The following is an 11,416-nucleotide window of genomic DNA, read 5'->3' as shown; positions in this document are numbered from 1 at the left end:
CCAAGAAGATGATTTTCTTTTATCAATGGGCGGGTTGAGGGCAGGTTGATGTGTATTTGACGGAGAGACCGGCGAACAAAACGTTCCAATCACGACAAACCTGACAAAAGTGGCGGATGCCCGACATCTGCGAGAAATGTCGACGGTTGCGCTGGGGACAAGGGAATTCACGTGGACTTCAAATCGCGCCAAGGATCATGTGCCTGTTCGTGGCTAAGGGGCGTTACCCGGAAAATCAAAACTCGCGGAGCTCTCCGCTATTCCATATCGCGCCGCGATATCTTCGAGCGCTTCCTGAAAGACGGCCGCGTCGAAGTGGACTCCACATGTTGAGCGGGCAATCAAGCCCCAGGCGTTAAGAAAAAATAGCCTGTTTGCTGAAGGTGACGAGGGCGCGACATACTCCTCATCTGATGATGTCCTTATAATAAAAGAGGATTTTGAACCGGATCCTGAGATATCGGACGCCGGGATCGCCTGGCATCGGCTTCGCGGCGCACGGTTTCGTGTTGAAGGTCGGAAAGCTGGATGATCCACGGCGCTCCGGTGCATAACTGGCGAGCGGGAAGGACACCGCTGCTGACCATCCGGTAGGCGGTAGCTCGACTCACCTTTAGAATGTCGGCGGCCTCGTCGAGGGTTCTCTCACCGCGTTCGGCCCGTTCACCTTCTCGATAGACGGAGATGCCGTGGATGTTGCGAAGACTGCAGACGTGGCTTCGCGTCCAGCTGGCGCCATGCCCTGTCCGCTTGCCGGATCGATTCAAGATTGCTGCGATCGACAAATCGGGCAACTGCCTCGCCAAGTTGCGAACGAGATCGACAACATCAGCCTTAACTGCCCAGCGGGTCTGGCCGATCTTGTTTTTCTTCACCGTCATCCGGGTGTGATCGCCACCCTGCCAATGAATGACGAGCGCCAATGTGTCGTCAACGGTATCGACAATGATTTCTTTGATCAGCAGCCGAATGATCTTTTCGCGTGTCTCGATAGACGCGTCGGGACCTGTCCCATGCCTTATTATAGATCGCTACCGAGCATCATCAATCTTGTACGGTCGTCGGCCGATAAAGCAGGCGTGTTACGGTCGGTCGAGAGCATCTCGAACTGGACCTCGAGATCACGCAATAGGATCAGCTTCTCATTCCAGCGCCGCTCCAGTTCGCCGGCGACCAACCGATTGCCCGGATCGACAGCATCATACTGGCGGCGCGCCCTGGCAGCCTCGTATTGTGCTTGCTTGATTAAGTTCTCGAGTTGCTGTTGATTGTCGCTATGACGCTGCGTGTGCGCCTCCATTGCCCGCAAGGCCGCCTCGATTCCCAGAGGTTGCAATCGCTCGAGCACCTCCTGCGCCACGGCCCGATCGACCCGCATGCCGCCGAACCCGATACAGTTGCCGACCGCCATGGCGCCGAACGTGCCGCGACAAACATATCGCTGCGTATTGCCGCCTTTCCCGGAGTATTGAATGTGCAATCGGCGACCGCAGCGACCGCAACGGAATAGTCAGGCAACAAAGCTTGGCGCGCAGTTCAACGAGTTTGGTTGCCGAAAGGCGCGGCGCAGCTACGATCTCGATCGAACTTGCCGCAGGATCAAACATCCATGCCGGAATTTGAAATGAACCACCGTGTGCCAGAATGAGCAGATAGTGAACGCCTTCGTGCTCATGGCTGCCGGTTACCAAGACGGTTTGGTCAACCAGTGGATGGAAGGGATAGGTGACCCTTGCTTCAAACGTCGGAAATCCGGCATTATGAACCCGGCTCGGAAGGCGGCGGCAGGACTTGGGCGACGATCGCGACGCTGCTTCAAACTGCATTTTGCCGCGCGCGGCAAAAGCACGTTTATGCTGACCAGCAAACTATGCCGATTAACCGACTTTGCCAACGTTTCCGGCACCATAGCGGCCGCCTAGTCGGCATAGCTTAGGGTCTCTCCGTCGCGAAGGAGAGGACACATGAACGCAACTCAGGATCGCATCGCCCTATGCAGGAAGCTAGTCTACAGTCCACATCGGGACGACGATGCACGTGGCACTCGCTAAGCCTGTTTCGGGATCTGATCGACTGCCATGTCGGCAATGGAATACTCCGCAGGATTTAAGCGAGGTTCACGTCGACCGCTTCCCTGAGCATCGTTTCAAACACTGGAGACCCGACTCGGGCGATTGATCGGCGCTCCGCCGCTCGCCTTTGGCGTTACGGGAGAATGGCTTAATACCGACCGCGCTTCCTATTCAGCGCAGTGAGCACGAGAAGATCGACGATGCTGGCCGGTCCCAAAAACGGGATGGCAGCTTCTAGAAGTCGATTGAACGGACCGGTCGGGACCGGCGTCCGCACGCGGTGCCCCACGGTCTGTCGGCCTCTGAATTCTGTTCTGCAGGTAAAGTCAGCCGACGCCGTCGCGTATCGCGACTTTGGAGCTCGTTGGGTTCGCTCGCCAGCCCCTTCCTCATGCGATGCGGCTCCGCCCCTTTGCAAGAAACGCTCCGGCGTCCCAATACTTTTGGCTTTGCTCGACGGCGCTGTATCCCGCAGCTTCGATAGCCTTGCTCCGAAACGCTTCCTGCGGGGTCGTCAACTCCTGCAGTCAGGCGCCTTCCGCCGCTGCGTTATGATCCGTCGGAGCCAGACTTTCAGCGGCTGTTTCCGCCGCTGACTTTATGGCTGCGGACCCTCACGGTTGAACTCTCCAACCCGGATTAGTGCCGGTCGAGTTCGGCTTCGACCTTCTTGCGACTGTTGCCTACGTTCTTCACGGTCTTCTTCACCGCTTCCTTGGAAATGCCTTCCTTCCGGGCTTCGTACTTCACCTCGTGATCCTGACCACCTGCGACGCGAGCACGATCCTGGCTGCGGGCTTTGGATGTGGTTGCCATGGTGAGATCCTCCTAATGTCGGTCCTTACGAACGGGCGCCGATTCAATAAGTTCCGGCCTCCGTTATGGTGAGGCGCGCTTCGGCGATGTCGCGGACGCGCTGCACATGGCCTCGGGCGAGATGGTTCACTTCGACGATGAGATCGCGCAAGGCATATCTGCGACCGCAGTTAATCAGTAGCGGACAATTCTTCCCAGGCAGTTGGTACGGCTCGTCGTGTGCCTATGAGCAAACCCATGGATTGATTGTCATAGAAAGCAGGACTAGAACAACAGCGCTAATGCAGGAGCGCTCGGCATCCGAACGCAGAACAAGATCGCGGCGGAAGCCACGCAAGAGCGTCGTCTGCGAAGAGAAACCAAGCGGCTCGGCAGGTTGCGGCTAACCTCTGACCGAGTCGGCACCACGAAGGAGCCAACCCATCGGGGACAGATCCCCCTCAGCCGCTACATCAACGTGATTTGGAGTTTGGAATGGATCAATTTGCTACCGCCGACAACACCTCCGCAGCCGCTCGTCGCCGCAAAGCCAGGATTGCGAAGGGCTACAGCCTTGAGGACCTGGCCATCGCCACCGGACTTACGGTCGAGGAAATCGCAGCGGCCGAGGAACCCCTTCAGATCGTGCCTCAGCACCACCTCGAGCGCATTGAGCATGTGATCTCATAGCTTCCGTCGCCACCGGCACGCGGTCCCGGTTTAGGGGCCGCAGTCAACCACGGAGGGCGCGGAACGAAAGATCGATGCTCTATGGGACGTCCTAGGCGCATTGATGCTCCGCTTCACGCCGACAGAATGCGCAAACTACTTCAGGGCTGCTGGATATGACCCGGATTGAACAGGATTTGCTCTAGTCGATATTGCGTCCAATTGAAGTGTCATCCGCCATTTTAAGATAACTGCAGAATCACTTAAAGAGAACATGGCACCAATGATCGCACAAACAACCGGTCCGCTTCTGCCAACCGACGCAGTTCCGATTGTCGCGATGTTCTTCTACGATATGGCGCAACTATCTGCTCGGTGGCTTAGGTAAGCCACCGCCGTTCGCGGCTTGTGGCTACTCATCCTGCCGGGCTGCGCTGTCCGTCGCGTCACGCGCCGCACCCAATCGATCGCGATGCTGATGCCAATGCGGAAGCGCTTGGACGCCGCCCGGCACCACACCCCTCCTGTATCACCGCTTCTACAACTTCTCGCGGTTATTCGAAACAGGTCTCGCCATCCAGCTCAGCCTCCTGACCGGCCAGAAGGATGAATCCGATTTGCGTCATAGGGAATCCTTCTCACGGGTCTACCTAAAATCATCCCGCTCTAAGCTTACGCGCACAACTCGCGGTTCAGCATGAACTCGCAACATCTGTTTTCCGGTGCGAGGGTCATACCTCGATGCGATCGTCAAGCAGCCCGATCTGTCAAAGCCGCGACTATCTCTTCCAATGCAAATCTTAGGCTATCACTCAGCTTTCGATCTTTTTGCCAAACGACGACGTAGTGATATGTTGCCCCTGGCTGAAATTCGCGGAATGCAACGTCGAATTCAGCATATTCGCTCGCAATAATCTCGTTCGTAATCGAGACGCCGATCCCTGTCATGACATAGCCAATGTCATTGCCATTGGCGTCATATTCCACGGCGATGTCAGGAGCGGTTCCCATATACCGAAGGGCATTGACGCTCATTTGGTGAGAGGCAAATTGCGGGTCGATGTCGATGATCGCCTCACCGGCAAGATCTTCGGCAGTAACAAGCTGCTGTGCCGCAAATCGATGGTTGACCGGAAAAAGACATACGTTGGTGGCTGAGCCGACCGGCATCCAATCAAGAATGCGCTCATCAAGAGGCAATCGGGAGATGCCAAGATCCGAGCGGCCGTTTAACACATGATCTGCAATCTGCTGATAGGTTCCTGTTTTCACCTGAACGGCGTAAGAGCGGCTTCTCTCCCGAAGCCTTTTGACCACTTTCGGCAAGGTCGCGAAGGAGAAAGCGCTTGGCGCCGCGATGCCGATCATTCGCGTATCGTTGCTCCGCAGGAAGTCGATTGACGGTCCGATCCGATCAAGTCCGGCAAACGCCGCGTCGATTGTGCGTAGAAATTCCCATGCCTTGACGGTGGGGATCAACCTGTTGTTTTCCCGGCGAAAGAGTGCGAAGCCGACAGTCTCCTCTAGCTGCTTGATGTTTTGGCTGACCGCCGGCTGGGTTATTCGCAACATCTGCGCTGCGAGCCTTTCCGAGCCGGCGCGCATGACCTCCCGTAATATTTGAAGGTGGCGGATCTTCACTCCGGAGTCGGTGATGTCCATGGCCGGGAATCTCAATCGTGGTCGAGCGACGCGCCTCATAAGTTGCGCTTATCAAAACTTCCTGAATCTTATAAATTGACGGCGGCAAGTCAAAGTATATTTTTGACATACGCCAAACTTAGAGCGCTGGTTAAGCTAATAAATCCAATCTACCCTCGGTTAATCTCGGCAAGCCCTTTGTATATGTCGGGAGAATAACTTTCCTATTTCGGCGCGCTCGCAAGAATATTGGAGACTTGCATTGTACGCATTTGTAGATCAATTTTTATCTGGATTGAAGAACACACTTTTAGTGTTTGCCTTGAGCTGCGCTTTCGGGACCCTATTAGGTTTGCTTATTGCCGTTCTCCGCAACTCGACCCGCAAGTCGGTTTCATCGTGCATGCGGGCCTACACGGGCATCATCCGGGGTGTTCCGGAACTTCTGATCATCCTCCTGACGTATTTCGGCGGAACCGCCCTTTTGAGCGCGATTACCGGTGGCTACATCGAGATTAATGCATTTGCGGCCGGTGTCGCGGCACTGACCGTCGTATTCAGTGGGTACGCCGCGGAAATATTCCGTGGTGCGATCAACGCGGTTGCACCAGGCCAACGAGAGGCTGCAGCGGCGCTCGGGCTTTCGAACGCGCAGATTTGGTTTCTGATCATCATTCCCCAGATGATCCCGATCGCTCTGCCGGCATTCTGTAACCTCTGCATCTCCTTGATAAAGGATACATCGCTGATTTCCGTCGTCGGGCTGACGGATGTCATGCGCGTCGCCTATATAGGCGCAGGCTCACTGCGCGCTCCACTCCCCTTCTATCTCGCAGCGTCTGCAATCTACCTCGCCCTCACAAGCCTGTCGCTTCTTTCGTTCCGGTTATTGGAGCGCCGCTATTCGCTCCCGGCGATGAAAGGTTGAGGCAATGAGCATGACCATCGCGCTTGAAGCGTTTCTCACCCTTCCCCGCGGCCTTCTTCTCACTCTGGTTCTGACATTCGCATCGCTTGCCGCAGGCTTCGCCGTCTCGGTCCCGCTCGCCTTCCTACGGGCATCATCAAATCCGTGGGCTTCCGCGCCCGTGCTGGCATATACCTATGCGTTCCGCGGCACGCCACTTCTGGTTCAGCTTTTCCTGATTTACTACGGGATTGGCCAGCTTCCCCTCGTCCGCCAAAGCTTTCTATGGGCCGTGATGCGAGAGCCATTCTGGTGCGCCTTCATTGCTTTCACCCTGAACAGCGCCGCCCATACGACAGAAGTTCTGCGCGGCGGGATCCAGGCGGTCCCGCGTGGGCAGATTGAAGCGGCCAAAGCCTTGGGCCTTTCCCGTTTCCACACTGCCCGTCTTATCGTGTTCCCTTTGACCCTCAGGATCGCTCTTCCCGCCTATGCAAATGAGGTGGTTGGAATGCTGAAGGCAAGCTCCCTTGCAAGCACCATCACGCTGCTTGAGGTGACCGGGCTCGCCCGACAGCTGGTGTCGGAGACATTCGCCCCATACGAGGTCTTCATTGCCGCGGGGGCTTTCTATCTGCTGCTTACCCTCTTGATCACGCAAGGTTTCCAGATGCTGGAGACGCGTTGGACGCCGACGGCAAACCGTCCACCGCCGGCGCAACCTGTACCTCGAAGAGCGAACGGAAAGCCGCCTCTCGCCTCGGCTGAAACTTGACGCCAGCCCACATCCCGGACGCCAACAATCAAACTCAGCAATGAAAGGAACATCGTCGTGAAACGAACACTTCTGCTTGCCCTGTCTCTTGTCGTCTGCGCCAACAACGCGGGAGCAATGGACAGGAAGACACTGACAATCGCCTCTGAAGGTGCTTCGCCGCCCTGGAATGCCATCACCCCCCAAGGGGAGCTCGCCGGCTTTGACATCGACGTCGGCCGCGATCTTTGCCGGAGGATGAAGTTCGAGTGCACTTTCGTGCCTCAGGACTGGGACGGAATCATACCGGCGCTCACCGTTGGAAAGTTCGATGCCATCATGTCGGGGATGGCGATAACTGAGAAGCGGAAGAAATCTATCGCTTTTTCCAAGCCCTACGCCGGAGGTTTCAACCAAGTTGTCATACGCAAAGATCTCAATCTTCCGCCCACGGATACGTTGGCCGAGCTCGACCTCACAACTATCGACCCTGAAAAGCAGGCAAAGATCGAGGAGCTTCGAGCCGCTCTCAACGGCAGAACTTTGGGCGTATTGCGATCATCGAATTCGGAAGCGGTGCTCAATGAACTGTTCGGAAAGGTCGCGACGATCAGGAGCTACGATTCCCAGGACAACATGCATCTCGATCTCGTGGCTGAGCGCATCGATGGCGGTCTTGCCGACTATTTCACCTGGAAAGCCTTCCTCGACAGCACGGATGGCGGGATTGCGACGCTCTACGGCCCGCGGCTCTCCGGTGGCCTGTGGGGCCCGGGTGTCGGCGTCGGGCTCCGGCAAGATGACGGCGAACTGGTTGCGGCATTCGATAGCGCCATCGAGGCCGCCACGAGCGACGGAACCCTGAAGCGGCTGAGCGAGCAATGGTTCAAGATCGATGTTTCGCCGCAGACATCGAACTAGACACTGGCTTTCCGACACGCATTTCCCCCGAAGCCATAGCGCGTGAGCAGTCGGCAGTCCCAAAGATCGAAGGTAGACCATATGTCCGCACCCTTTTCCATTGCTGTCACCGGCCAGTCGCTCATCCGTCATGATCTTCGAACGATCGGCGATCCACGGCTCGCTGAGATCGCCGAGATCCTCAAAGCAAGCGATGTTGCCTTCACCAATCTCGAGACGACTATCTATGGTCGTCATGGTGGATGGCCGCTCAAAGGCAGCTATTTCGGCGCTGCAGCGCCGGATGTCTTGGCGGCGTTGAAGGAGCTCGGTTTCAATAGCCTGGCTCTGGCGAACAACCATGCTTTCGATCTTGGACCGCCGGGGATCCTCTCGACGCTGGAGGAGGTTGCGGCACACAATTTCCTGCATGCCGGCATCGGCCACAACAAGCATCATGCTTCCACGGCACAGAAAATGACGTTCGGATCCCGAAATGTCGCGCTGATTGCCATGGATGCCGGGCCAGGCCCGTCTTTCATGTACGCCGAGGACGCAACTGAGGGCAGGATAGCAAGGCCCGGCATCAATAGTCTGAAAGTCTCCAGGGTATTCGACCTGGAAGCGGGAACATTCAACTTGCTTCGCTCCATTCAGGAGCGTCTTCTAAGTTCGCCCTTGGAGCGCGCGAATTATGCCCAGCCAGAGGATCCGCCTGATCTTCATGGCCAAGACGAAATTGATTTCTATGGAACCGTGTTTCGCAGATCAGATGAGACCGCTCGCCGCATCGTCATGGACCGGCACAGCGCCAGGGCTCACCTTTCGGCGATCGCGGAAGAAGCGGGCCGCGACACGCTCGTCATCGTGTATTTGCATCATCACCATTGGGAGCCGAACTGGCAGCAAGTCCCCGTCTGGGTCCGCGAATTTGCGCACGATTGCGTTAACGCGGGCGCAGGCCTCTTTGTCAGCCATGGCGCTCCGGTCCTTCAAGGGGTTGAGATATATCGGAATACGCCAATTTTCTACGGCCTTGGCAACTTCCTCTTCCATACGGAAAAGGACGAACAGGAATGGAGCCCGCCGGAAGTGTGGAGGAGCGTCATCGCGACCTGCAATTTTGGATCTAGCGGACAGCTGGAAAATGTACGCTTGCGTCCGATTGTGATCGGTGGAACCGAGGCATTATCGAATCCTGCACGCGATCGCCTCCCCTTCCCTGTGCTCGCCGATGGCAGAATGGCGGCAGACATCCTTGACGATCTTGCCGACCGCAGTGCCGGTTTTGGCACTGTGCTTGACCGAGAGAAGAACGTTGGCCAGATCGCTTTTTAGAACCTGCAGTATGCGGCGATAACTCTACGAACCGCTGACCAATTTTTGCGGCCGCGCTCTTGTTGGTCTTTTTATGGGGAAACGTCCTTGTGTTCTTCCATCTCTTCATCGACAATCGAGCTGACGAGGGCAACGACCCGGCTGCGCACACGCGGAGAAAGGAGCAAAACGTCGTCTATCAGACGCCGTCCCTCCGCCGTGGATATGTAGGCAATCTTCCCATCGATCTCTGTTATGAATTGCTGGCCCTGAGTGGTTTCGGGATCTGGAAGGCCTTCGAAAAACCTCGAAACCGGGATCTTGAGGCAATTGGCAAGCTCGTAGAGCATCGAAGCGCTGACGCGGTTCTTACCGCTTTCATATTTTTGTACCTGCTGCAAACTCACCCCGATGCCGACGCCGAGATCCCCTAGGGAGACATTCGACTGCATTCGGCGGATACGGATTTGCTGTCCGACATGCCGATCGACTGGATGTACCGACTCGCGTGCAACATCCGACTGTTTGGCTTGCGCAGGTCTCGAAGTCCGAACCTGGGCTGCTACATAGCGCTTCATGGTGGTCACCCCGATGGAGAGTTTCACGCGGTGCGCCCCCGCTGAAAACTCGCTCAACCCACTGATCGGGGAGTTCGTAACCGTGCTAGACGGCCCTGTGGCCTTTAGTTCCGAGGAACCTGGACATACGCCACAGGCTCCTCGACCGAAGGTCAAGGAGTGTGGTGCCGAATCGGCCGGCACCAACCGCTAACAGGGGTTACGAAGCCCCAAGGCAGCGCGTACTGCCTCGCTGCCAGCTTAGTTGAAATCCGCCCGCCGCGCAACCGAATTCTTTACAAAATTCAATAGCTTCGCTTTACGCGCGGACACTTGTCTCAAAGCGAGAGGTCACGCTTCGGGCGGTAAAGTGGTCAGAAAACCAAAGGAGGTGCGATCAGCGGAACGCCCATTGCCAGGATTGTCTGCCCACTCTCCCGGAGGAATAGGCTACCGCAAGCTCCGCCCATAGGGGGTCCTGGGTGAAGCTGGAAAGGGGCCCGCAAGCGTCGATAATGCTCATCTTGCCGAACAGCCCGAGAAGCGTTTCAATTCCCCCACGGCTAAAAGCATTCAACAGCGAAAATGGCTCGCACGGCGAGGAGATGATGCGATGGCCCCAAACCCCCGGCCGTTCGTCCTTTGACAGTGCGTTGAGAAGCTGTGTGTCACGATGGTTGTTCCTCAACGCCTCGCAGAATGCCCAGCGCATCAACGGATAATAGATCGTATGCCGACTTCCACCCAGGACACGCACGCCAGGCAGGATCGACGTTACGATGAACATCAGCAGAAGGTTCGGAACGATCCGGCCAGTTCTCAGGGCCTCCACAAGACTTGGCGGCGAGAATTCAACACAGACATCATCTGTCGCCTTCGACCGGAGGACCCTGCCATCCAGCCAAAGTGGAAAAAGCCGCCCTTCAATGCAGCCCCAGAAAAAATGCGTCGAGTTTTTCAGCCAGCCTCGCCAAGCCGTGTCAGCGAGTTGATCGATGCAGTGGATGAGGCGCATCGCGAATGCTCGGTCCTCGATCAGCGAGGCTCGCAGCCAGGACCGGCCATCGGAAAGGTGATCCGCGACCAGATCGGCAACGTCGGTATCGTCAAGCTGAAGAAAATCGACCTGGCTGTCAGAATACCGCTTCCAGAGGCAAAGATTTGCCGCTTTGATCGCCTCTGCCGCCGACTGGAATTCGCCCCGAGGCAAAAGGTCTCGCAAGCACGAAATTGCCTCCGAGTCATCACCGGGCCTGTCGACGTTTTGAAGATGGAACCTGTAGCAGCCGTTTCTGCCAAGAATGCTGTAGGGGATCATTTTGCTGCGCGACAGCCCGAAGACGTTGACTGCATCGCCATCGACGTGGAGCCAGGCCGGACCCTTGCGACCGCGTTCTACGAACTTCACTGTCGAGCAAGCGTAGGAGATATAGGATGTCCTGCCATGCGCGCGAAGTCCCATCAGGGAGAACAGATGGGTGTAAAATGCGTCAGGCTCGATCAACAGGTGGAGGTGGGGGCCACACTGCAGCACCGGAGCGACTTCGATTTCGGTTTGAAAGCGCGATGCGGCTTCTGCTGAATAACCCTGACGTTGCGCGACGGCCGCCACGCGTGACCGCAATAAAGACATTGCCTGGCTTCGCGCGACGCACCCCGATTGATCCGATCCAACCGAGAAAGCCGCCTTTGCGTAGTCGTTCAGCGATGCCTGCTCAAACTGACGCAACCAAGGGAATAATTCAAAAATGAGGGCCAACACCTCACCTTTTGAAACCAGGTCGCTATTGGGCGACGTCTCCAT

Annotated in this window: 12 protein-coding genes and 4 pseudogenes; 8 read left to right on the top strand and 8 right to left on the bottom strand. The window is 56.7% G+C overall.

Annotation, left to right across the window (positions count from 1 at the left end; translation table 11 throughout):
* Window positions 1–222: 222 nt before the first annotated feature.
* Window positions 223–394: pseudogene (locus K6N12_RS35040) on the top strand (IS66 family transposase); the annotation flags it as partial.
* Window positions 395–422: 28 nt separating this feature from the next.
* Here K6N12_RS35040 and K6N12_RS27775 read toward each other — a convergent pair.
* The 3 genes and pseudogenes from K6N12_RS27775 to K6N12_RS34360 form a co-directional block, all read right to left on the bottom strand.
* The gene (locus tag K6N12_RS27775; protein ID WP_010011748.1) at window positions 423–923 is read right to left on the bottom strand and encodes a helix-turn-helix domain-containing protein; all 501 of its coding nucleotides are present in this window, start codon (window positions 921–923) and stop codon (window positions 423–425) included.
* A 98-nt stretch (window positions 924–1,021) separates the two neighbouring features.
* Window positions 1,022–1,480: a hypothetical protein gene (locus K6N12_RS27770; RefSeq protein WP_011053402.1), complete on the bottom strand. Its 459-nt coding sequence runs from the start codon at window positions 1,478–1,480 to the stop codon at window positions 1,022–1,024.
* Window positions 1,481–1,616: 136 nt separating this feature from the next.
* Window positions 1,617–1,691 (bottom strand): annotated as a pseudogene (locus K6N12_RS34360) (DUF5372 family protein); the annotation flags it as partial.
* Between K6N12_RS34360 and K6N12_RS34355 the strand changes: the two are divergent.
* A complete protein-coding gene (locus K6N12_RS34355) occupies window positions 1,656–1,922 on the top strand; it encodes a hypothetical protein (protein WP_237358605.1) in 267 nt (88 codons plus the stop codon). The pseudogene K6N12_RS34360 and the gene K6N12_RS34355 overlap by 36 nt on opposite strands.
* Before the next feature lie 789 nt (window positions 1,923–2,711).
* On the opposite strand, the gene K6N12_RS27760 is transcribed toward K6N12_RS34355, so the two are convergent.
* A complete protein-coding gene (locus K6N12_RS27760; protein WP_004668584.1) occupies window positions 2,712–2,888 on the bottom strand; it encodes a DUF3606 domain-containing protein in 177 nt (58 codons plus the stop codon).
* Between the two features lie 474 nt (window positions 2,889–3,362).
* Here K6N12_RS27760 and K6N12_RS27755 point away from each other — a divergent pair, with 474 nt between their 5' ends.
* Both K6N12_RS27755 and K6N12_RS27750 read left to right on the top strand, forming a co-directional pair.
* A complete protein-coding gene (locus K6N12_RS27755; RefSeq protein WP_004668585.1) occupies window positions 3,363–3,557 on the top strand; it encodes a hypothetical protein in 195 nt (64 codons plus the stop codon).
* Between the two features lie 58 nt (window positions 3,558–3,615).
* Window positions 3,616–3,726: pseudogene (locus K6N12_RS27750) on the top strand (IS630 family transposase); the annotation flags it as partial.
* Between the two features lie 209 nt (window positions 3,727–3,935).
* On the opposite strand, the pseudogene K6N12_RS34350 reads toward K6N12_RS27750, so the two are convergent.
* Window positions 3,936–4,113: pseudogene (locus tag K6N12_RS34350) on the bottom strand (IS630 family transposase); the annotation flags it as partial.
* A 173-nt stretch (window positions 4,114–4,286) separates the two neighbouring features.
* On the bottom strand, window positions 4,287–5,198 hold the full coding sequence (locus tag K6N12_RS27745; RefSeq protein WP_004668587.1) for a LysR family transcriptional regulator: 912 nt from the start codon (window positions 5,196–5,198) through the stop codon (window positions 4,287–4,289).
* A 241-nt stretch (window positions 5,199–5,439) separates the two neighbouring features.
* On the opposite strand from K6N12_RS27745, the gene K6N12_RS27740 reads away from it, so the two are divergent.
* The 4 genes from K6N12_RS27740 to K6N12_RS27725 all read left to right on the top strand — a co-directional run bounded on the left by K6N12_RS27740 (window position 5,440) and on the right by K6N12_RS27725 (window position 9,076).
* Entirely contained in the window at window positions 5,440–6,105 is a 666-nt protein-coding gene (locus K6N12_RS27740; RefSeq protein ID WP_018247166.1) for an ABC transporter permease subunit, read from the top strand.
* A 4-nt stretch (window positions 6,106–6,109) separates the two neighbouring features.
* On the top strand, window positions 6,110–6,859 hold the full coding sequence (locus K6N12_RS27735) for an ABC transporter permease (protein ID WP_016737468.1): 750 nt from the start codon (window positions 6,110–6,112) through the stop codon (window positions 6,857–6,859).
* A gap of 57 nt (window positions 6,860–6,916) precedes the next feature.
* Complete coding sequence (locus tag K6N12_RS27730; protein WP_011053397.1) at window positions 6,917–7,759, top strand: transporter substrate-binding domain-containing protein; 843 nt, start codon at window positions 6,917–6,919, stop codon at window positions 7,757–7,759.
* An 81-nt stretch (window positions 7,760–7,840) separates the two neighbouring features.
* Window positions 7,841–9,076: a CapA family protein gene (locus tag K6N12_RS27725; protein WP_004668595.1), complete on the top strand. Its 1,236-nt coding sequence runs from the start codon at window positions 7,841–7,843 to the stop codon at window positions 9,074–9,076.
* Window positions 9,077–9,147: 71 nt separating this feature from the next.
* Here K6N12_RS27725 and K6N12_RS27720 read toward each other — a convergent pair whose 3' ends face one another.
* A complete protein-coding gene (locus K6N12_RS27720; protein WP_222149020.1) occupies window positions 9,148–9,633 on the bottom strand; it encodes a helix-turn-helix domain-containing protein in 486 nt (161 codons plus the stop codon).
* A gap of 376 nt (window positions 9,634–10,009) precedes the next feature.
* Window positions 10,010–11,416, bottom strand: a complete 1,407-nt coding sequence (locus K6N12_RS27715) for a hypothetical protein (RefSeq protein ID WP_018247164.1) — start codon at window positions 11,414–11,416, stop codon at window positions 10,010–10,012.

This window comes from Rhizobium redzepovicii, from assembly GCF_019793435.1.
GTDB lineage: Bacteria > Pseudomonadota > Alphaproteobacteria > Rhizobiales > Rhizobiaceae > Rhizobium > Rhizobium redzepovicii.
Note: the sequence above shows the minus strand (reverse complement) of the source record. Positions and strands in the feature narration are given on the sequence as shown.

Excerpts from the sequence above, each read along its gene's own strand:
- K6N12_RS27745 (WP_004668587.1), bottom strand. The coding sequence starts at position 5,198 with ATGGACATCACCGACTCCGGAGTGAAGATCCGCCACCTTCAAATATTA.
- K6N12_RS27760 (WP_004668584.1), bottom strand. The coding sequence starts at position 2,888 with ATGGCAACCACATCCAAAGCCCGCAGCCAGGATCGTGCTCGCGTCGCA.
- K6N12_RS27755 (WP_004668585.1), top strand. The coding sequence starts at position 3,363 with ATGGATCAATTTGCTACCGCCGACAACACCTCCGCAGCCGCTCGTCGC.
- K6N12_RS27725 (WP_004668595.1), top strand. The coding sequence starts at position 7,841 with ATGTCCGCACCCTTTTCCATTGCTGTCACCGGCCAGTCGCTCATCCGT.
- K6N12_RS27715 (WP_018247164.1), bottom strand. The coding sequence starts at position 11,416 with ATGGAGACGTCGCCCAATAGCGACCTGGTTTCAAAAGGTGAGGTGTTG.
- K6N12_RS27735 (WP_016737468.1), top strand. The coding sequence starts at position 6,110 with ATGAGCATGACCATCGCGCTTGAAGCGTTTCTCACCCTTCCCCGCGGC.
- K6N12_RS27720 (WP_222149020.1), bottom strand. The coding sequence starts at position 9,633 with ATGAAGCGCTATGTAGCAGCCCAGGTTCGGACTTCGAGACCTGCGCAA.